Origin of the sequence: Streptomyces sp. NPDC008139, assembly GCF_042957025.1 — a bacterium.
Lineage (GTDB): Bacteria > Actinomycetota > Actinomycetes > Streptomycetales > Streptomycetaceae > Actinacidiphila.
Window position 1 is genome coordinate 405,221 of sequence record NZ_JBIBHM010000002.1, and the last position, 19,244, is coordinate 424,464.

16 protein-coding genes are annotated in these 19,244 nt (G+C 72.7%); 6 read left to right on the forward strand and 10 right to left on the reverse strand.

The window, feature by feature from the left end:
* Positions 1–80 precede the first annotated feature (80 nt).
* Positions 81–467, forward strand: a complete 387-nt coding sequence (locus tag ACFZBB_RS05735; protein WP_391118148.1) for a hypothetical protein — start codon at positions 81–83, stop codon at positions 465–467.
* Between the two features lie 225 nt (positions 468–692).
* On the opposite strand, the gene ACFZBB_RS05740 is transcribed toward ACFZBB_RS05735, so the two are convergent.
* The 10 genes from ACFZBB_RS05740 to ACFZBB_RS05785 all read right to left on the reverse strand — a co-directional run bounded on the left by ACFZBB_RS05740 (position 693) and on the right by ACFZBB_RS05785 (position 14,002).
* On the reverse strand, positions 693–1,547 hold the full coding sequence (locus tag ACFZBB_RS05740) for a helix-turn-helix domain-containing protein (RefSeq protein ID WP_391118150.1): 855 nt from the start codon (positions 1,545–1,547) through the stop codon (positions 693–695).
* A 748-nt stretch (positions 1,548–2,295) separates the two neighbouring features.
* Positions 2,296–3,360 carry a LuxR C-terminal-related transcriptional regulator gene (locus tag ACFZBB_RS05745; protein WP_391118152.1) on the reverse strand — a complete coding sequence of 355 codons (1,065 nt, stop codon included), beginning with the start codon at positions 3,358–3,360 and terminating at the stop codon, positions 2,296–2,298.
* A gap of 203 nt (positions 3,361–3,563) precedes the next feature.
* The gene (locus ACFZBB_RS05750; protein ID WP_391118499.1) at positions 3,564–4,595 is read right to left on the reverse strand and encodes a SpoIIE family protein phosphatase; all 1,032 of its coding nucleotides are present in this window, start codon (positions 4,593–4,595) and stop codon (positions 3,564–3,566) included.
* A gap of 314 nt (positions 4,596–4,909) precedes the next feature.
* Positions 4,910–5,431 (reverse strand): GAF domain-containing protein, encoded by a 522-nt coding sequence (locus ACFZBB_RS05755; RefSeq protein WP_188285584.1) that lies wholly within the window; start codon positions 5,429–5,431, stop codon positions 4,910–4,912.
* 41 nt (positions 5,432–5,472) lie between these two features.
* A complete protein-coding gene (locus tag ACFZBB_RS05760; RefSeq protein WP_355340814.1) occupies positions 5,473–6,315 on the reverse strand; it encodes a S8 family serine peptidase in 843 nt (280 codons plus the stop codon).
* 121 nt (positions 6,316–6,436) lie between these two features.
* Positions 6,437–9,811 (reverse strand): adenylate/guanylate cyclase domain-containing protein, encoded by a 3,375-nt coding sequence (locus ACFZBB_RS05765; protein ID WP_391118154.1) that lies wholly within the window; start codon positions 9,809–9,811, stop codon positions 6,437–6,439.
* Between the two features lie 62 nt (positions 9,812–9,873).
* Positions 9,874–10,119 (reverse strand): aroma-sacti cluster domain-containing protein, encoded by a 246-nt coding sequence (locus ACFZBB_RS05770; RefSeq protein ID WP_355340808.1) that lies wholly within the window; start codon positions 10,117–10,119, stop codon positions 9,874–9,876.
* Entirely contained in the window at positions 10,116–10,829 is a 714-nt protein-coding gene (locus tag ACFZBB_RS05775; RefSeq protein ID WP_391118156.1) for an iron-containing redox enzyme family protein, read from the reverse strand. The genes ACFZBB_RS05770 and ACFZBB_RS05775 overlap by 4 nt, the downstream gene beginning before the upstream one ends.
* Positions 10,826–11,989 carry a radical SAM protein gene (locus ACFZBB_RS05780; protein ID WP_391118158.1) on the reverse strand — a complete coding sequence of 388 codons (1,164 nt, stop codon included), beginning with the start codon at positions 11,987–11,989 and terminating at the stop codon, positions 10,826–10,828. The genes ACFZBB_RS05775 and ACFZBB_RS05780 overlap by 4 nt, the downstream gene beginning before the upstream one ends.
* A gap of 144 nt (positions 11,990–12,133) precedes the next feature.
* A complete protein-coding gene (locus ACFZBB_RS05785; protein ID WP_391118160.1) occupies positions 12,134–14,002 on the reverse strand; it encodes a BTAD domain-containing putative transcriptional regulator in 1,869 nt (622 codons plus the stop codon).
* A gap of 265 nt (positions 14,003–14,267) precedes the next feature.
* Here ACFZBB_RS05785 and ACFZBB_RS05790 point away from each other — a divergent pair, with 265 nt between their 5' ends.
* From ACFZBB_RS05790 to ACFZBB_RS05810, 5 genes are all read left to right on the forward strand, one after another.
* Positions 14,268–14,453, forward strand: coding sequence for a hypothetical protein (locus tag ACFZBB_RS05790; protein WP_188283862.1), 186 nt, complete (start codon positions 14,268–14,270; stop codon positions 14,451–14,453).
* 112 nt (positions 14,454–14,565) lie between these two features.
* Positions 14,566–14,754: a hypothetical protein gene (locus tag ACFZBB_RS05795; RefSeq protein WP_391118162.1), complete on the forward strand. Its 189-nt coding sequence runs from the start codon at positions 14,566–14,568 to the stop codon at positions 14,752–14,754.
* A gap of 36 nt (positions 14,755–14,790) precedes the next feature.
* Positions 14,791–17,496 (forward strand): lanthionine synthetase LanC family protein, encoded by a 2,706-nt coding sequence (locus ACFZBB_RS05800; protein ID WP_391118164.1) that lies wholly within the window; start codon positions 14,791–14,793, stop codon positions 17,494–17,496.
* Between the two features lie 9 nt (positions 17,497–17,505).
* The gene (locus tag ACFZBB_RS05805) at positions 17,506–18,828 is read left to right on the forward strand and encodes an MFS transporter (RefSeq protein ID WP_355340790.1); all 1,323 of its coding nucleotides are present in this window, start codon (positions 17,506–17,508) and stop codon (positions 18,826–18,828) included.
* A gap of 70 nt (positions 18,829–18,898) precedes the next feature.
* Positions 18,899–19,081 carry a hypothetical protein gene (locus ACFZBB_RS05810; protein ID WP_391118166.1) on the forward strand — a complete coding sequence of 61 codons (183 nt, stop codon included), beginning with the start codon at positions 18,899–18,901 and terminating at the stop codon, positions 19,079–19,081.
* Positions 19,082–19,244: the final 163 nt, after the last annotated feature.

Below are 19,244 nucleotides of genomic sequence, written 5' to 3' on the forward strand. Positions count from 1 at the left end.
CGGCGCGTCACTCTCCGGTGAAATGGTGGCATGCTCCTACGATGTGACGACATGTCAGTGTTTACCCCGTAGGAGCCTTCATGCTTCGCTTCTCGCGAGCCTGTGCCACCGGTCTCACCGCCCTCACGCTGTTGACCGCCCCCGTGGCCCAGGCCGTCGCGGCGGACAGCGTCGCCATGGCGCCCGCCGTCGCCCGACCCGCCATCACCGCCAAGGCGACGGTCAGCGCGATCAACGCATGGCAGCAGTTCCGGATCTACGGCACGACCAAGGACATCAAGGTCGGCACGCGGGTGACGCTCCAGCAGATGCAGGGCAAGCGCTGGGTCTCGCTGCCCGCGTCGATGAACACCAACCACGACGCCACGTACAACCTGCGGGTGAAGCTGGGCATCAAGGGCCTCAACAACCTGCGCATCGTCGGCGGTGGCGGGATCTCCAACGTCGTCAAGGTCACGATCCGCTGACGCGGCGCACGGCGCGCACGGCGCGCACGGCGCGCACGGCGCCAACAGCGCGAGCACCGCGTCAGCCGCGAGGACCGCGACAGCCGTAAGGCGTCGCAAGGCGTTCGGCCGCGGGTACGGAAGATGCGCTCCGGGCCCGCGGCCGTGCTCCCGCCGATCCCGCCGATCCCGCCGATCCCGCCGCTCGCGCCGATCCCGCCGCTCACGCCGCTCTCGTCACCGATGTCACGCGGCGGTCGGCGGCAGCGACACCGGTTCGTGGGCGATCACGCTCGCCTCGACGGGAGTCGGCAGCAAGGTCACCATCCGCACACGGGGGTTGTGGGCGGGGGAGGAGACCAGGGTCCGTACGCGGTACGGGGTACGGCCGCCCGGCGGGATCAGCAGCCGGACCTGACCGTCGTTGTGCAGCGCCATCCGTCCGCCCCGGCCGACCGTCTGCCACAACACCCCCAGCTCCGGGTCGAGTTGCAGCTCCGCGACGATACGTCGCAGCTCCGGCTCTTCGCTGATCCCCGCCTCCAGCCTGAGCTGCCGCAGGTACGGCACTGCCCAACTCGCCTGCCAGTCCCCGCACAGGCGGCGCGCGTAGGGCGAGAAGAGGATGAAGCGCAGCAGATTCGCCGGTGGCCGCTGGCCCTCGGGCTCGAACAGGCCGCGCCAGGCCGCGTTGTCCTCGTGGATCCGCCACGTGCTGTCGAGAACGAGCGCGGGTACCTGGAGCGCGCGCAGGTACAGCCGCCAGCCGCTCATCGCCTCCAGGTCCGGCTGGGCCGGGCCGGTGGGCGCGAAGCCGCCGGTCACGATGAACCACAACTCGTCGCGCTGGTACGGGTCGAGGCCGAGCGTGCTCGCGAGGCTGTCCAGCCGGTGGACCGGCACCGGCCGGCCGCCGCCCTCCCAGTCCTGGTACAGCCGCGGCGAGATGTCCATCCGGTGCGCCACCGCCTGCTGGCTCAGCCCGGCGGGGCGGTGTCCCGTGTGCCCGCTGCCCGGCTCCGGCGGCCCCGCGTAATCCTTGCGGGCCTGCCGTAGAAACCCGCGGATCAGCGGGGTGGTGCTGTTCGAGCCGCGCGTCATGACCGTTCCCCCCGGATGCTCGGCCCGCGCCCAGGACTGACCAGTGGCGTGCCCAGCCGCAGAATGCGCTTACCAGTCGATCGTGTTCGCTGGACGCATGGGGTGTCAACCGACTTGGCCGGCCCCCACCACCTGCGCGAACCCGCCCTCAGCGGTCGAATCCCGCCCTGCGTCAGTGGTCGGTCGCCGTCCGTGGCAACGCCGTTGACCTGCGACGACGTACCGACCGGTGGCAGTCGGCAAGCGCGCTCGCTACGCCGTCGCCACCGTTGTCCAGTGGGGTCGCTGTCTCCTTTTGGACACCTCAGGTGGCCTGCGCGAAGCCGTTCACCGGGCATTACGTACTCGGGGGTTCGTAGCCAGCGGTTGTCGGGTGAGTAAAGATCGAGGTGTGGTCGGGTACGGCGCCGAAGGTGACTTCGGCCGGTGCGCGGCCTCGGGGGGAACGGCATGCCGTCGGCTCCGGGAGGGCCCGTGAACGTTCAGGCGTAGCGGGGGAGTTGTCGGCAGGCCGATCACCATCACGCGGAGGTCCCGCGTGCGCACCACCCGCCGCGAGCGACGGCCGGACCGCCGCGGTGACACGACTTCCGGCCCGTGGATCCCCCGAATATCCGCGGGCCGGGGCTGCCGGAGGCGGCACTCCACCTGGTGTGGAGGCCGCCGAAGGCAGTCGGCGGGGGCACCACCTGGGCCTGGTGGCGCCCCCGCTGGTACGTCACGGCCGTCAACGGGTCACCCCGACCGGTCAGTTCAGCGGGTAGACCTTCATCAGGGCCGGGTCGCGGGCGAGTTTGAGACCCGCCTCGAAGCGGCTTGAGGCATTGAGGCGGTCCATCAGTTTAGCGACCGCGCGTTGGACCGTGCGGCGGTGCACGCCCATTTTCCGGGCGATCTGGTCGTCGCTCAGCCCGCTCGCCATCAGACGGATGACCGTGCGCTCCTGGTCGTTGACCTCCGGGCCCTCGGCGGGCGCGGGCGGCGCGGCGAGGACGACGGGGGAGGCGCGCAGCCAGTAGTCCTCGTACAGCGCGGTGTAGCCCTTCAGGAGGGCGGAGCCGCGGATCAACAGCATGGACTCGCCCGGCCGTTCGGGGTCGCCGGGCACGCACGCGGTGTGCCGGTCGAAGAGCAGGATGTCGAAGGGGGAGTGCTCCAGGAGCCGCACCTCGACGCCGATGTCCAGCAACCGGTGCAGATACCAGGTGTACTTGGGGGAGCGCAGCAGCGACTCGGGGTAGATCACCCGGACCCGGATGCCGCGCGAGGTCAGCTTCGCGTCCTCGTCGAGCGACGCCTCCAGCGCCTCGGCCGGGGGCATCGGACCGGGGTGCATCGAGTCGCAGGCGTCCAGGACGGCGGCGTTGAGGTCCCGCACCGTACGCGTCCTGCGCTTGCGGTCGCCGAGCCGCTCCACCGCGACATCGGCCGAGTCACGGGCGACGGCCGGGCGGAAGACGGTCATCAGGGACTCGGTGACCCGGCGCAACGAGTGCGCGTCCCGCAGTTGCCTGGCGGTGTTCTCGTTGTAGGTGTCCATCGCGTGCGCCATGGCCGCGTCCGGGTCGACCGGTTCCACGACCGCGCCCACGATCCGGATCAGGCCCAGCTCGTCCAGCCGCCGCCAGCCGCCCGCGGATTCCGCGGCGTCCAGACCGGCCGCCTCCGCGACCTCCTCGATCGGTCCCTCGCCCATGTCGCGCAGCGTCCGGTAGAGCGTGAGCGCCGCCGCCTCGTCGCGCTGGAGGTGCGCCGCGGACACGGCCGGGTGGTCCGGCGGGACCGGTCCGCCTCTGGACGCGCGCAGCGTCACCGGGATTCTCCTCCAACCGCGATCGGCATACGGTGCGTGCCTCCGCCCGCGTGTACGGCTCGATACTCTATGACGCGAAACCGGTGTTCGCAGGGGTGTTCGGGAGGGGCCGGTCGCTCATTGCGGACAACCCGTCACGGACCGCACAGCGAGGCATCCGCACATTGCGAACCCTTTACCCAGGGCGAGTGCCGTCCGGGCCCTCAGGTGCCGTCGAAGGCGGCGAACGCCGGGCCGGGGTCGCGGAAGCGCAGCAGCAGCATCGCCGCGTCGTCGTGCAGCGGCCCCTCCGTGTGCTGCACCAGATCGGTCCGCAGCGCCTCCAACGCCGCTTCCGGATCCGGGTCCTTGAGGACGTGCGCGCGCTGCCCCAGCGGATAGAAGGCACCGGTGTGGTCGCGGGCCTCGGTGACACCGTCCGTGTAGAGCAGCATCTGGTCGCCGGGCCCGAAGGGGACGGCGAACGGCTCGGGACCGTCCCCGCCGTGCACACCGAGCCCCAGCGGCATCGCGTACTGCGGCGGCTCGGGAAAGCACACGCCGCCGTCCTGGCGCAGCACCATCGGCGCCGGGTGGCCGAAGTTGAGGAGGGTCGCGCCGCGCTCCTCGCTGATCTCGGCGATGATCGCGGTGACGAATTTCTCGCCGCTCAGCGCCCGGTCGGCGGCCCGCTGCACCCGCTCGCCGACGCCCGTCAGATCACGTTCGTCGTGCGCGGCCTCACGGAAGGCGCCGAGGACCACGGCGGCGGTCTCCACCGCTTCGAGGCCCTTGCCCTGCACATCGCCGATGATCACCCGCACGCCGACCGGCGACGCGACGACCTCGTACAGATCGCCGCCTATGCGCGCCTCGGCGACGGCGGAGGTGTACGACACGGCCGTGCGCAGATGGCCCGCGCTGCGCGGTACGGGGCGCAGCAGGACGCGCTGGGCGACCTCCGCGATCGACCGTACGTTGGCGAATTCGGTCTCGCGGCGCTGCCGCATCACGGCGGCGATCACTCCGGCGACCGTCACGCCGATCACCGAGGCGAGGGCGCTGAAACCGCGCCGCTCCTCGAACAGGCCGTCGTAGACGCCCAGGGCGCACACGAGCGCGACCGCCAGGGCCCCGACCAGGGCGGTCCGCCGCCAGCCGCCGACCAGACCGGAGAAGGCGGGGCCGAGCGAGACCAGCGGCAGCAGGCCGACACTGGTCCCGACGCTCACGTCCACCACGGCGACCACGGCCATGAACACATACGGCAGCGCGGTGAGCACCGGGGGCGTCCGGCCGGCGACCGACACCTGCGGCGAGAGGTCGGGGCGCGGCGTCGGGAGGCGGCGGCCGAAGGGTATTCGTCGTGTCACGGCCACCTCCCTCTCCCCGGCTCAGGCTAGGCAGATGATCCGGGGCCGGAGGAACACACCCTACTCATTGTCACCTGTTCAGGGGGCAACTCGCACTTGTGAACACCCTGAGATCTCCCGTCCCTCCCCGTCCGGCGCGTCGCAGGTCGGTGCGGGTCCGGGGCGGCGCCCACGGGCTGAGCGGAGGTCACCACGGCTCAGGCGGAGGTCTCCAGCAGCCGCCGCAGATCCTCGGCCATCCGCAGCGCTGCCGCGCGCCCGTCACCGCCGAGCGAGCCGCTGTCGGCGGGCCGCGCGCGGTCCACGACCACCCGCAGCGCCGCCGCCGCGTGCCGGGCGAAGAGCGCCAGCAGATCCAGTTCGTCCAGGCTCGACCTGGACTGCGGCACGGGATCGAGGACTTCCAGCACCCCCAGCACCCGGTCACCGTGCGTCAGCGGCGCGGCCATCAGCGAATCGGGCACGTACTCCGTGGACTCCGCGAAGTCCCGGTCGAAGGACGCGCTGTGCGACAGGTCGTCCACGACCATCGGCTCACCCGAGGAGACCACCCATCCCGCGATTCCGCTCTCGGCCGGGAAACGCCGCCCCACCAGGAAGCTCTCGCCCTGGCCCGAGACGGCCTGGAAGACCAGTTCATGGCTCGACTCGTCCAGCAGGAACACCGAACTGGCCTGGGCGCCGAAGATGGCCCGTGCCGTGTCGACCACCGACTGCATCAACTCCTGCGACAGCGGATCCGTCGCTGTGTTGCTCTGTGTCACGAAGCACCCCTGATGCCCAGTTGGACGTTGGCCGCGGAAAGGTAGAGCGCGTTCTTGAGCTGAAAGGTCGTCATCCGGCGGTGCCGGGACAGAATGCGGGCGCAGAGCCCGGCGATGTACGGCGTGGCGAAGCTGTTGCCCGTCGTCCTGATCGTCGCCCCGCCGAGCCAGGCCACCTGGACGTTCTGGCCCGGCGCGAAGAACTCGACCGGTGGGCTCGGGTTGTACAGGTGCAGATCGGGATCGTCCTCCTGGTGGCTGCCCACCGAGATCACCGAGGCGAAGCGCCACGGGTAGCTCTCCACCGGAGTGTTGTGCGCGGAGGCGACGATCGCCGTCCCCCGGAAGTACGCCTCGTCGGCGAGGACCCGCAACTCCTCGGCGAACTGCGGCCTCGTCGTGGACAGGCTGAGATTGATCACGTCGAAGCCCTGCCGGATTGCCCAGCGCAGTCCCGCGAGCAGGACGTCGCCGGTCCCGCCGAACCCCTTGCCGAGCACCTGCACGCTGTACAGCTCGCAATCCGGCGCGGTCCTGCGGATGATGCCCGCGCAGGCCGTGCCGTGCCCGCAGGTGTCGGTCGCCGTCGTCTCGACCACGCTGGTGCCCGTCTCGTCCTTGCGCACCGTCCACGCGCCGTCGACCGGGCCGATCAGCGGATGGCCGTCCTCGACACCCGAGTCCACCACGCACACCCGCACCCCGGCGCCGCGCGCGTCGTCCCAGCTCCGGTCGAGCGCGGGCAGCTCGCCGTCGGCGGTGATCAGCACGTCCTCGGGGCGCTTGCCGCGCAGCGTCCAGGTGAGTCCGGGGCCCGCGCCGTGTTCGGCGGTTTTCATCAGCAGCCTTTCGCGTTCTGGCGTTGTCGCCTTCCGATGCGGTGGTGGCCCGAGAGGCCGGGGCGGGAGCGGACGGGCGCCGGTCGGCGCCCGCGGCTCCGGTGCCCCTGGTCCTGGCGCCTCACGGCGGACCCTCCCGCCATCGCACGGCGCGGCGCGCCCCCGGCACATGGCCCTTGGCGCCGAAGTGCCGGGCGGCCTGCGCGGCGGCGCTCGCGGACTCCTCGGTACGGCCCGCCCGGCGCAGGACGTCGGCCCGGTCGAGCCAGGCCACCGCCAGGACGACGGGCGAGTCGGTGCCGGACGCGGTCCGCACCGCCCGCTCCGCCAGCGGTGCGGCCTCCTCGGCCGCGCCGCGCGCCGCGGCGATCCTGGCCAGCAGCCCGTCGAGATCGGCGGCGTCCGAGGCGGCGAGTGCCGTGTGCTCAGGGTCCGGCGCGGTGGCCAGCCTTGCCGCGGCCTCGTCGTGACGGCCCGCGTCCACCAGCAGCCGAGCCGCGTCCCTGGCCACCGCGTCCCGCAGGGCCTCGGCCTGCAACTCCCGTGCGGCGCCGTCCGCTTCGTCCAGCAGACCGAGCGCCCGGCTCCCGTCGCCCGCCAGTGTCGCCACCGCCGCGGCGAACAGCGGCAGCACCACCCGGCCCTCGGCGTAACCGAGTTCACCGGCCAACCGCTCCGCCCCGGCCAGGCAGGCGTGCGCGTCGTCCCAGCGCTCCTGGAGCGCGAACAGCACGGCCAGCGGGCAGTTGAGGGTCAGCCGTACGGTGGGGCGACGGTCACCGTGCTCCGCCAGCAGGCGGCGACTGCGCGAGACCGCCGAGGGGACCGGCTCGGGCCCGCGCCACAGCGAGACGCCGATCGCGCCCAGCGCCAGGGCCCGTTCGGGCTCGGCGCCCGAGCGGCGCGCGTGGTCCAGGGCGCGGGAGAGCAGGACATCGGCCTCGCCGTGTCTGCCGTGCAACTGCCGCTCCTGCGCCAGCCGGATGCACGCCCGCGCCTGCCCGAGGTCGTCGCCCGCGCTCTCGAAGACCGGCAGCGTCCGCTGAGCGACGCTCCCCGCGCTGCTCCCGTCGGGGGCCGCCGACACCGCGGCCAGGGCGAGGTCGGCGTGCGCGGCCTCCACCGGCCGCACCGCGTCCCCCGCAGTGGCGTCCGCGGCGGCGAGCACGCGCAGCAGCAGCGCCCGGCCCTCGTCCGTCCGCCCGGTCGCCAGCAGCACGTCACCGAACCGCCGGGCCGCCGCGGCCCACTCCGGTTCGCCCTCGACGGTCAGCTCCACCGCCCGCTCCAGCAGCCCGCCCGCCCACGCCAGATCCGAGCGCGCGAGCGCCCTGGAACCGCCGTCGATCAGCAACGCGGCGGCCCGCAGGCGCAGTTGGTCCGTCTGTGGGCCGAGCGCGCCCAACTCGGCGCGGTAGCGGTAGGCGCGCTCCAGGTGACCCGCCACGGCGGCGGCATCCTCGGCGCCGCGCATACCGGGAGCGCCACCGCCGAACAGGACACCGTCGTACGGGGCGCCGCCTTCCCCCGCGCTCCCCGCCGCCGTGCCGCCGCCCGCCAGCCGCGCGGACAACGCCGCCGCGGCCCGCTCGTGCCGCTCCGCCCTCGTCCGCTTGGCCATCGACTGGTACGTGACCTCGTGCACGAGACCGCTGCTGAAGCGCAGCCGGTACGGGGAAGGCCCCTGCCGGTCCGCGGGCCGTAGCAGGCGGTGACTGCTGAGCATGCCGAGCGCCGCGCCGACCGCGCCGTCCAGCGCCGGGTCGCCGGATCCGGTCTCCGCCGAGGGCGGGTCCGCGTCGTGCAGCGCGCCGCCGGGCGCGCCTTCCCGGTCCCCGCCCACCAGTTCGGCCACCTCGTCGGCGCTGAACTCCCGTCCCACCACGGCCGCGATGTCCAGCGCGGCGCGCTCCGCCCGGCCGAGCGCCCCGATCCGGGCGCCGAGCAGCGCCTGCAAGGTGGTCGGCACATCGCCTCCGCCGTCGGGGCGGTAGCCGGACTCGGGCTGTGCGAGAGCGGCGATGAGCTGTTCCAGATAGAACGGATTGCCGCCCGCGGACTCCAGCACCTGCGGTGGCACGCCCGTACCTCCCTCCTGGGACGGCGCCCCGCCGTCCCAGTGCGCCCCGACCTCGGTCAGCGCGTCGGCCACCGCCTCGGCCTCCGTCGCCGTCAGGCCGGGCAGCGTCAAGGAGAGCGAGCGCGGCCCGCCCTCGCCCCAGCCGGCGCCGCGGTCGAGCAGATCGGGGCGGGCCGCGCAGACGAACAGCACAGCGGAAGCGGTGAGTTCGGCGCTGAGCGCGGTGACCATCGTCAGCAGCGGGTCGCTCGCCCACTGGAGGTCGTCCAGCACCAGCACGACCGGCCGCCTGCGCGCGAGCGCGGCCAGCAGACCGGTCAGCGCCGCGCAGGTGTCGTCGGTCGACGGATTCGGTGTGCCGTCCTCCAGCAGCCCGGCCGACAGTACGGCCAGTGCCGCGTCGATCTCCTGGCGCTCGGGCGAGGGCTCTCCCGCGCGCGCCGGGGGCTGGGCGATCTCCGGGAAGGCGTCGAGGAGTTGGCTCACGGCGTCGGCCAGCGGCGCCAGGCTGCCGCGTTCACCGTACGTGCGGCAGCGGCCCGAGCCGTAGCGGAAGGCGCGGCCCGACCGTTTGCGCCACTCGTGGATGAGCCGGGTCTTGCCCATCCCGGCCTCGCCGAGGACCGTCACCAGATTCGGGCCGCGCCCGGCCCGGTCCGCGACGGCGCGGAACGTCCCCCACAGAGCGTCCAGTTCACGGTCCCGGCCGACGAAGGGCACATCGAAGCGGCGGGTCAGCTCCGGCTCCTCCTCGACCACGTCCAGCAGCCGGTAGGCGGTGACCGCGTCCTCCTTGCCCTTCAACCGCAAAGGGCCGACGCGCTCGGTGACCGCTGTCGCCCCCGCGGCCCTGCGGCTCTCGGGACCGATCAGGACCTCGCCCTCACCGGCGTTCTGTTCCAACCGGGCCGCGACGTTCACCGTCTCGCCCGACACCAGCGCCTGACGGGACGACACGTCCGAGGCCGTCACCACCGGGCCGGTGTTGATGCCGATCCGGACACCGATCCGAATGCCGAGCGTCGGCTCCAACTCCGTTTCGTTGAGCCGCTGTATGGCGTCCAGCATCGCCAGGCCCGCGGCCAGCGCCCGCGCCGCGTCGTCCTCGTGCGTCACCGGCACGCCGAAGACGGCCATCACCGCGTCGCCGATGAACTTCTCGACCGTGCCGCCGAACTGCTCCAGGCACTCGCGCATCAGGTCGAAATAGCGCAGCACCACCGTGCGCAGCGTCTCCGGGTCGAGAACGCCGGACAGCGCAGTCGACCCGACGAGGTCGCAGAAGACGACGGAGACGACCTTGCGCTCCTCGACCGCCGTCACGGGTGCGGGAGAGTCGGCCGGTGTGCCGCAGGACGGGCAGAAGCGCGCGTCCTGCGGCAGGTCGCCGTCGCACGAGGCGCAGCGCGTGGTCATCTCGTCTCCCCGTCCCTTACCCGTGTCTTCCCGATGGTGTGGACCCCGGTCGCGGGGAGATGTCAGAAGAGCGCCCCGCCGGCGATCTCGCTGTGGGCCTGTACCTCGGGGCCCACCTCGTCCAGCCGGGCCTTGATGTCGAGCATCATCGACAGCTCCTGGCTGCTCAGCCCGCGCAGCACCTCGCGCTGCTCGTCGGTGAGTTCGCCGACGCCGAAGCCGTGCGACTCCAGCACCACCAGCGCGTCGTCGGCTCCGTCGCCTGCCCGCTCCGCGCTCTCCCCGCCCCGCGCCGCCGTGTCACTCATGAGGTGTACGTCCCTTCCCTGAGGTGTTCCGGCTCCGCTGTCCGGCCGATGCGCGCGAACAGCTCCACAAGTCCGTCCACGGTGTGCAGCGCGCTCATCACGACCGCGCGTACCTGGGCCTGGTCCAACGGCAGTGCGTCGAGCAGCGCGAAGAGCGCGGCGGTGTGCCCGGTGTCCAGTTCGGCGTGGCCGCGTACCGTGCGCAGCGCCGCCTCCGGCACACCCGCGGCGGCGATCCGGTCCGCCAGCCAGGGCGCGGGCGCGTTGCTCTCCAGCACCGCGATGTAGCCGAGCAGCGCTACCGGATGGTGGTGCTCGATCCAGTAGTACTGCGCGCCCGCCAGGCGGGCGACGCCGGGTGTGGGCTGCTCGGCGAGGACCGCCGCTGGTTCCCCGCCCAGCGCGGTGATGTCACCGAGCAGCCAGTCGTCGTGGCCGCGCTCCTCCTCGATGTGCTCCCGCAGATAGTCCGTGAGCGGCTTGCACAGCGGGTCGCGCGGGCCGAATTCCGCCAGCCGCGCCACCGCCCGTTCCATCAGCGGCACCGAGGCGCGGACGACTCCGTGCATCACCGTCAGATACGTGGCGTAGCGCGCGGCGAGTCCGGGCGGTCGCCACACGGCCGCGGTCGTCGCCCGCACGGCGGGGGCCGTCAGCAGCAGCCGGACCCGCAGCGCGGCGCCCGCGCCCGCCGTACCGACCGTGGTCATCGCCGCGCTCCGGGCAGGTCGACCAGGTCCGCGTAGGGCGCGCAGCCGTGCCGCCGCACCAGCGTGGCCGCGCCCGCCTCGACCTGGCCGCGGGCCGCGTACCGGTCGAGCAGCGCCCCCACGGGCCCGCTCGCCGCCGCACTCGCCGCGGCCAGCGCCTCCGGGTGGTCCCCGAGCGCCCGGCAGCCCGCGCAGTAGTCGGGGCGCGCGGCCGCCTGCTCCGCGCCGCCGTACCGGTGCAGGAGGTGGGCCGGGCCGACCGTCCTGATCATCCGCAGGACCGGAGAGGTACGGGCCCGTACGGCGACCGACTGCCAGTCGTCGGTGGCGATGTGACCGAGCGTCAGGTGACGCGGGGCGGGCCTGCGGTCGACGACCCGCTGATTGCAGCAGGCGACCACCGTCCCGTCGGCGGCCACCACCGGCCACGCGGCCATCGAGCACGGCAGCGCCCGCTCGGGGTCGGGTGCCGCGGCGCTGGGCAGCGCCCTACCGGGCAGCGCGGTGTTCGCGGCGGCCCAGGACGCGGCGCGTCCCACCCGGCGCAGGGAGTTGACGAGCATCGGGACGCGGTCGCCGAAGGTACGGCGGATGTCGGTGGTGACGTCAGCGAGGTACGGGTCGTCGGGGCCGGCGCCGACCAGGTGGAAACTGGTGGCCACTCCGGCGTCCAACACCCGTCGGATCAGGGCGAATACGGACCTGCGGTCGACCTCGCGCTCATGGAAGGCGTCGAGGCTCACCGAGAAGTGGTCGACGGAGGTGACGGCCCGCCAGATCCGCTCGGGAACAGGCACGGAAACGGGCAGTGGGTCGGCGCCGGAGGTGAGGTGTCCCGCGCCGTGGTCCGCCCGGCCGACGAAGAAGGCGCCGGTCAGCAGCGCCGTCCTGGTGCCCGCCGCGCGCGCCGTCGCTGCGAGGTCGGTGACCAACTCGGGCCGCAGCAAGGGCTCGCCGCCGGTCATCATCAGCACCGAAGGGTGCTCGGCCGGGGTGAAGGTGGAGACGAAGGCGCGCAGCCGGTCCGCGTCCGGCTCGTCCGCGGCCATCGTGGCGGCGGTCGAGCAGTGCGCGCAGTGCAGGGGGCAGCGGCCGGTGACGGTCAGGAGCAGTCCCGCGCCGGGTTCGGGGCGCAGCGTCATGAGTTCGGCGAGTTCCATCGCGTGCTCCCTTCCTCGTCCACCGAAGTGTCGGCGGGGCCGGTTCGAGGTCGGGGTCATGGACGGTTGGGAAATGGTAAATCCGCAGCTCACCGGCGTGTCTGGTGCCGTGTTCCGTCGCGTGCGCCCTGCGCCGAAGGCCCCTCAGGCGGTGGCCCGGGGGAGTGGCCGCATCCCCAGGAGGGATTGTTCACGCGCGTAGACTCTTGTCAGGCGCGGGAGTTCGTACCGCGCGGCGTGCGCGGTGACCTCGCTGTCCGGGGCGAGCAGCGCGCCCGCGTCGAGCAGGGACTCCAGCCGGCGCAGCGCGTCGTCCTGGCCGCAGGTGAGCGCCGCCGCGGCCTGCCGCAGCGTGAAGGGCCCCTCCGGCAGGTGGCCCAGCAGACACAGCGTGGTCCGGTCCGCCGCCGACAGGTCCCGCCACCCGCTCGCCAGCCGCGGCCGTACATCCGTGTCGCCCGCGACCAGTTCGTCCAGTACGGTCCGGCCGTCGGCCAGCCGCGCCGCGTATTCGCCGAGCGGCAGATGGCGTCGTACCGCGAGCTTCAGACCGCTGACCCGGACCGCGAGCGGCAGCATGCCGGTCGCGGTGACGATGCGCCGGGCCGCCTCGGGACAGGTCCGCAGCCGCTCGTGGCCCACGATCCGGCCGAGCAGTTCGAGGCTCTCGCCGAGGTCGAAGGGCGCCAGTTCCAGCCGGTCGGCGGAGACCAGTCCGGCCAACTGCGCGCGGGAGGTCACCAGTACGGCGCTGCCGCCGGAGTCCGGCACCAGCGGCCGTACGGACGCCTCGTCGGCCGCGTCGTCCAGCACCAGCAGGATCCGGCGCGGCCCGAGCCAGTCGCGCCACGCGGCTGCGGCCTCCTCGGCGTCCTCCGACCCGTCGTCGACGGCCGCCGCCCGCTGCCCGGGGAGGTCCGCCATCCGGGCCAGCTCGGCGACCACCGAGGCGGCCGAGCGCGGACGCCCGGCCGCGTCGCGCATCCGGATCAGTACGCGGCCGTCGGGGAACTCCGCGGCGAGCCGGTGCGCGGTGTGCACCGCGAGCGCGGTCTTACCGGTGCCGACCGGCCCGGTGACGACCGCCAGATGCCGGTCACTCCCCAACAGCTTGAGCAGGAAGCGCAGTTGGCGTTCGCGGCCGGTGAAGTCGGCCAGGTCCTGGGGGAGCAGGGCGCCGAGGACTCCACAGGAGCGCCGCGCCGCGGCCCGCGCGCCGGACGGAGCGAAGGGGCCGCCGGGCTCCTGCGGGCCGCCGTCGAGCATCGAGCGGTACAGCGTCTCCAGCGCGGGGCTCGGCTGGAGCCCGTACTCGACGGCGAGCAGCCGGCGCAGCCCCTCGTACGCCGCCAAGGCCTCCGTCTGCCGCCCCTGGTCGAACAGCGCGTTCATCTGGACGGCCCTGAGCCGTTCGCGCTCGGGGTGACGCTCCACCAGATCGCCGACCGTGTCGGCGACTTCGGTGGCCCGGCCCAGTCGCAACTCGGCCTCGGCCCAGTCCTCGTAGACCTGGAGGTAGCGGCTGTCGAGCCGTTCCGCCTCGGATCTGACGGTGGGTGAGAATCTCAGGTCGTGCAGCGGCGGTCCCTGCCGCAGTCCCATCGCCTCGCGCAGCATCCGGGACGCCGGGCCGAACGCGCCCTGCCCGGCGGCCTCGCGGGCGGATCTGGCCAGGCCCTGGAAGCGCAGGGAGTCCAACTCGTCGTCGCGCACCCGCAGCAGGTAGCCGCCCGGGTGGTGCTCGAGCCGGTCGCCCGCTCCCGCGCGGTCGAGGAGTTTGCGCAGCGCGGAGACGTACACCTGGATGTTCTTGCGCGCGGTGCGCGGCGGATTGCCGTCCCACAAGGTGTCCGTCAACAAGGCGAGTGAGACCGGGGTGTTGGGGCGGCACAGCAGCATGGCCAGGAGCAGCCGCTGTTTGAGCGGACCGAGCGGGAAGGGGCCTTCGGCCGTGCCGACGGACAGCGGGCCGAGGACGGTGAGCCGCAGACTGACGTGCGCTGGTTCGGCCATATCCGGTTTCACCTTTCCCGCCCGTTGATCCGGAGATGGGATCGTGAGCTGAGATGAATGACATCAGGCAGATGACTTATATCAGATGATGTGCCTGTGGCGAACCGGCAATGCGGGGACTGCTGGTGAGAGTTCGGACCAACCCCGGATCACCTGGGACGATACCGCGCTTATACCGCGGCTTCACCGGTTCCGAAACGGCCGGTCCTAGCTTCTGAGGTGTTCCCACCACCTGCTCGTACCCCGCCCAGAAGAGGAGACGATCATGGCTGATTCCGTCGAGCCCACCAACGAGGACATCGCGGAGACCCCCGAGAACGAGGTCGAGGCGCACGCCGAATCCCCCCTGGACCTCCAGGAGATGGGCGTGAGCAAGCCCGACCAGGGCGAGGGTGTGCTGGGCGGGCTCCAGGCCCCGGGCAGCACGGTCAGCCTGGCCGCCTGCGCCTGACCGAGCCGGGTGGGTGGCGCGTCCTCGTGGACGCGCCACCCACCCGTCTTTCGCGCTCGCGTTGTCCTCAGGGGCGGCCCTTCCGACACCCCAGAACCGACAGGAGACGACCATGAGTGATTCCGCCGAATCCGCTGCCGAGGAGAACGCGCCCGAAGGCGCGGACGCCGGCGAGGGCGAATTCGAGGTGCAGGCGCACGCCGCATCCCCCCTGAGCCTCCAGGAGATGGAACCCACGACGTCCGTACTCAGCAGCCCCATCGCATCGACCAGCGCGACCAGCGTCCTCGTCTGCTGCTGAGCCGCCGTCCCCTCGCGTCCCACATCGGAGAGGCCCATGATCCCCTTCCCGTTCGTCGTGGCGGACAGAGAGTTCTACGCGCCGCTGGAGACCACCCGTGACCGCGGTGAGATCTACCGGCCCGGGCCGGTACCGGACGGGTGGACCGAGACCCCGTCGGGGATCTGGACCATGTGGCACCGGGGCAAGCAGCTCCGAGGTGTCGAGGACGGCTGGAAGGTGCACGTGTCCGCGCGGCCCGACCGCCTGCCGTACGTCCTCGACACCGTCGCGGCCGTCTGCTTCGAGCAGGACGTCGCCTTCAAACACCTCGCCGGCAGGCTCTTCTACTGGTGGACCCACCACAAGCAGGCCGCCAGGCAGCAGAGCGGGAAATTCATCGCCGCGTATCCCACCAGCGTCGCCGCGGCCCGTGACCTCATGGAACGGCTGCGCACCGAACTGGCCGACGAGGAAGGCCCGTTCATCCTCACCGACAGGCGGTACCGGGACTCGCGCACGGTCCACTACCGCTACGGGGCCTTCGCCCCGCGCGAGCGCGTCAACGCCGACGGCACCCATACCCTGCTCGTCCGCGGCACCGACGGCGAGTTGGAGGAGGACCGCAGAGGATTCTCCTTCTACCTCCCGGCGGGCATGACCGACCCCTTCATCGAGACGCGCCCGGCGGCGAAGTCCCCGGCCAAGCCCGCTGCCGCATCCGCCGAAAAAGCCGGGGCGCAGGCGGGCGCCGATCCCGCCGCCGATCCCGTGGACGAGCCCGCCGCCGGCGGAGGCGGGCCGATCGTCTTCCATGGATTCGCCTTCGAAGACGCGCTCCAGTTCACCAACTCCGGCGGCGCCTACCTGGGACGGGAGACGGCCACCGGCCGCAAGGTCTTCATCAAGGAAGCGCGCGCACACACCGGCGTGGCGATGGGCGACACCACCGCGCCTGACCAACTCCGCTCGGAATGGCAGACGTTGACCGCACTGCACGACGCGGCGCCCGGCCTCGCCCCGGAACCGCTCGCCTACTTCCGCGAGTGGGAGCACGACTTCCTCGTCACCGAGTTCATCGAGGGCACGACGCTCCAGCGCTGGATGGTCGCCAACCAGGTCATGCTCGGCGTCGACCGCGGACCCGAAGCGGCCGGGGACTACTACGGCCGGTGCGAGAAGCTGTTCGCGGAGATCGAGAGCACGCTGCACCGCTTGCACACGGCCGGCTACCTCTTCGTCGACGTCAGCCCCGGCAATGTGATGGTCACCGAGGACGACGGCATCCGACTGGTCGACTTCGAGGCCGCCCAGCGCCTGGACAGCGACGACACTCCGGTGATGGGCACGCCCGGCTACACCCCGCCCGCCGAACTCGTCGGCGACGACCCGCTGATCCACGACAAGTACGGCCTGGCCGGCCTCGCCCTGCTGCTCATCGGGCCCTTCCACCAGGTGGCGCAGCGCAATCCCGACACCCTCGCGCACCTGCGCCGCGAACTGCTGGAGCGGGCGCCGCTGCCGGAGCCGCTGTGGCAGCGGGCCATCACGTATCACCGGCCGCGGCCCGCGGCGGAGGGCGTCACCCCCATCCCGACGCCCGAGGAAGTCGCCGCGGACCCGCTGCGCCACCTGGCCGACCTGCGCGACCGTACCGCCGATGCCATGGTGGCCATGGCCGACCCGGCCCATCCCGACCGGGTGTTCCCCACCATCGCCGAGGGCTACCAGAGCAACACCCAGTGCCTGGCCTTCGGCACCGCGGGCGTCGTGCACGCCCTGGCCCGGGCGGGCCGCGCACTGCCGGAAGGCGTGCTGGATCGACTGCGGCACGACGCGCTCGGCGGCGTCGGCAAACTGCCCCCGGGGCTGTTCGCGGGCACCGCGGGCATCGCATGGGTGCTCGCCGACCAGGGGATGCTGGACGAGGCGAGGGATCTGCTCACCGCCGCCGACCGCCACCCCATCATCGCCTCCGGAGCGTCGGCGACCCTCTACGGCGGCACCTCGGGTGTCGCGCTCACCCACCTGGCGATGTACGGCCACACCCGCGACGAGCACCACATCGACCGGGCCCTGGAGCTGACGGCGGCGCTGCCGGCCGACGCCGACCTCACCCCGTTCCTCGGCGCCAACGACGCCACCGGCCTCGTGCACGGCCGCACCGGGATCGCGCTGCTGCTCCAGCAACTCGCCGCCGTGACCGGCGCGGACCACGAACTGGCGCGCGGCGTCCGGCTGTTGCACGCCGAGCTGGACCGTGCCACCGAGCCGGACTCGCCAGGTCTCGCCTTTCCCATCTCGGCCACTGACAACCGCAGCCTGCCGTACCTCTACTGCGGTTCCGCCTCGATGGCGCACACCGTCACCCGCTACGCGCAGTCGGTGGACGACGAACGGCTCGCCGACGCGCTGCCCCGGCTGCTGACCTCGACGCGCACCACCTACACCGTGATGTCGGGGCTGTGGCAGGGACTGTCCGGGCTCGGCCTCGGTCTCGCGGAGTACGGGCGGCTGACCGGTGACGGCCAGGGCCGGGACGACGCGATCCGTGCGGCGTGCGGGCTGTTCAAATTCGCGGTGCCGCACGAGACCGGTATCCGTTTCCTCGGCGACCAGCTCATGCGGTTCAGCGCCGATCTGTGGAGCGGTTCGGCCGGGGTGCTGCTGTTCCTGTCGCAACTCCTCGCCCCCGCGCCCGACCCGCTGTTCACCGTGGACGCACTCGCCGGCGCGTACTCCCGTTCCGTCGCGGCCCGTTGAGGTGAACTGATGAGCCACCAGGAAATCGCCGAGCCGGCGCAGGCGCCCGAGAGCGCCGGCCCGGGGGACCCGGGCAACGCCGTCGGACGTGACGTCAGTCTCTACTGGTGCGGGCAGACGGCCTCCGCCTTCGGCTCGACCTTCACGGCCATCGCGCTGCCCGTCGTGGCCGTCGTGCACCTCCACGCCTCGCCCGGAGCCATCGGCCTGATCAGCGCCGCCACGACCGCGCCGATCCTGCTGCTCGGCTTCCCCGCGGGCGCGCTCGCCGACCGCATCGCCCATCCACGCCGCACGCTCGTCCTGCTGGACCTGATCTGCGCCGCGGCCATCGGCGTGGTCGCGCTCGGCCTGGCCGTCGGCGCCATCTCGCTGCTGTGGCTCGGCCTGCTCTGCGTGATCATGGGCGCCTCGTCCACCCTGTCCGCGGCCGTCTACTTCCTGCACCTGCGCCAACTCGTCGGCCCCGAAGGCATCGGCGGTGCGCGCGCCAGACTCCAGGCGGGACAGTACGGCGCCGCGCTCGTCGGACGCCTGCTGGCCGGTCCCGCCATCGCGGTGCTGGGCGCCGCCGCCGCGCTGTCGGTCGACGTGGCGAGCTATCTGCTCAGCGCGACCGCGCTGATGACGATGCGCTCACCCGACATCGTGCCCCGCGGGCCCGCACCGTCGGTCCTCACCATGATGCGCGGCGCCATGGCGGGCATGCGGGTCTTCACCGGTGACGCCTTCCACCGCGCGCTGGGCCTGTTCATCGTGGTGCCCGCCGCGACGATGGCGGGCGTGACCGCCCTCACCGGCCCCTTCCTGCTGCGAGTGATCCATCTGCCGACCGCCGCCTACGGTTCCTTGTTCGCGCTCTCGGGGCTGATGGGCCTGGGCGGTTCCGCCGTCGCCGCACGGCTGCTCGCCCCGGGCCGCGACCCCCGGCGGGTGATGCTGATGTCCTTCACCGGCGCGGTGGTGTGCAGCCTGCTGCTGCCGCTGGCGGCGGGACCGCTGCCCCTCGCCGCCTTCTGCGCCGCGATGGGCATCGGGCTGCCGGTCTTCTTCGGCGCCGTCGCCAATGTGGCCGTCAGCTCCGTGCTCGTCGCCGACATGTCGGAGGACACCCTCGGCCGCGCGATGGCCGCGCTCCAGGTGTGCCTCGCGGGGGCGGGCCTGATCGGGGCGGTGGGGTGCGGTCTGCTCGGTGACCTGGTCGGGGTACGCGGCGCGCTGTGGGTCATGGGGCTGACAGCCCTCGGCTGCGTGGCCCTGAGTCTGCCGTCCGCGCTGCGCGCCGCGCGGCGGTCCCACGACGCGGCGCAGCCGTCACCGGCCTCCGTATGACCCAAGGCCCCCGTCGCCGTTCGGCGGCGGAACACCGGAAATCCGATGGACGAGAGACGAGGAAACAGCCATGAACGAGGTGCTCAGGCTCCAGGTGCTGGGGAGCGAGAAGGACCAGGGCAAGGCGAATCTTCAGCCGATCAGCGTGGCCGGGAGCACGCTCAGCGTGGTGTGCGGATGGGACTGCGTCTGGGGCAGCTCCCTGCGCATCGCGCAGGAGCCGCAGGGCCCCGGCCTGCTGAACCCGGCCTGACCGACCCGCCCGACCGAACCGGTCGGGCGACAACTCCCTTGCCTCGGCAGCCAATCGGCGGCGGTGTCCGGCACGACGGACACCGCCGCCGCCGTATGGGCGCACGCAAGCGGACCATTCCGGCGGCTGTGTGTACCAGCTAGGATGAAGCCGGACACGGGAC

Bases quoted from the DNA above. Each gene is read 5' to 3' on its own strand.
- ACFZBB_RS05735 (WP_391118148.1), top strand. From the start codon at position 81: ATGCTTCGCTTCTCGCGAGCCTGTGCCACCGGTCTCACCGCCCTCACG.
- ACFZBB_RS05740 (WP_391118150.1), bottom strand. From the start codon at position 1,547: ATGACGCGCGGCTCGAACAGCACCACCCCGCTGATCCGCGGGTTTCTA.
- ACFZBB_RS05750 (WP_391118499.1), bottom strand. From the start codon at position 4,595: ATGGCCGTGGTCGCCGTGGTGGACGTGAGCGTCGGGACCAGTGTCGGC.
- ACFZBB_RS05755 (WP_188285584.1), bottom strand. From the start codon at position 5,431: ATGCAGTCGGTGGTCGACACGGCACGGGCCATCTTCGGCGCCCAGGCC.
- ACFZBB_RS05760 (WP_355340814.1), bottom strand. From the start codon at position 6,315: ATGAAAACCGCCGAACACGGCGCGGGCCCCGGACTCACCTGGACGCTG.
- ACFZBB_RS05765 (WP_391118154.1), bottom strand. From the start codon at position 9,811: ATGACCACGCGCTGCGCCTCGTGCGACGGCGACCTGCCGCAGGACGCG.
- ACFZBB_RS05770 (WP_355340808.1), bottom strand. From the start codon at position 10,119: ATGAGTGACACGGCGGCGCGGGGCGGGGAGAGCGCGGAGCGGGCAGGC.
- ACFZBB_RS05775 (WP_391118156.1), bottom strand. From the start codon at position 10,829: ATGACCACGGTCGGTACGGCGGGCGCGGGCGCCGCGCTGCGGGTCCGG.
- ACFZBB_RS05780 (WP_391118158.1), bottom strand. From the start codon at position 11,989: ATGGAACTCGCCGAACTCATGACGCTGCGCCCCGAACCCGGCGCGGGA.
- ACFZBB_RS05785 (WP_391118160.1), bottom strand. From the start codon at position 14,002: ATGGCCGAACCAGCGCACGTCAGTCTGCGGCTCACCGTCCTCGGCCCG.
- ACFZBB_RS05790 (WP_188283862.1), top strand. From the start codon at position 14,268: ATGGCTGATTCCGTCGAGCCCACCAACGAGGACATCGCGGAGACCCCC.
- ACFZBB_RS05795 (WP_391118162.1), top strand. From the start codon at position 14,566: ATGAGTGATTCCGCCGAATCCGCTGCCGAGGAGAACGCGCCCGAAGGC.
- ACFZBB_RS05800 (WP_391118164.1), top strand. From the start codon at position 14,791: ATGATCCCCTTCCCGTTCGTCGTGGCGGACAGAGAGTTCTACGCGCCG.
- ACFZBB_RS05805 (WP_355340790.1), top strand. From the start codon at position 17,506: ATGAGCCACCAGGAAATCGCCGAGCCGGCGCAGGCGCCCGAGAGCGCC.
- ACFZBB_RS05810 (WP_391118166.1), top strand. From the start codon at position 18,899: ATGAACGAGGTGCTCAGGCTCCAGGTGCTGGGGAGCGAGAAGGACCAG.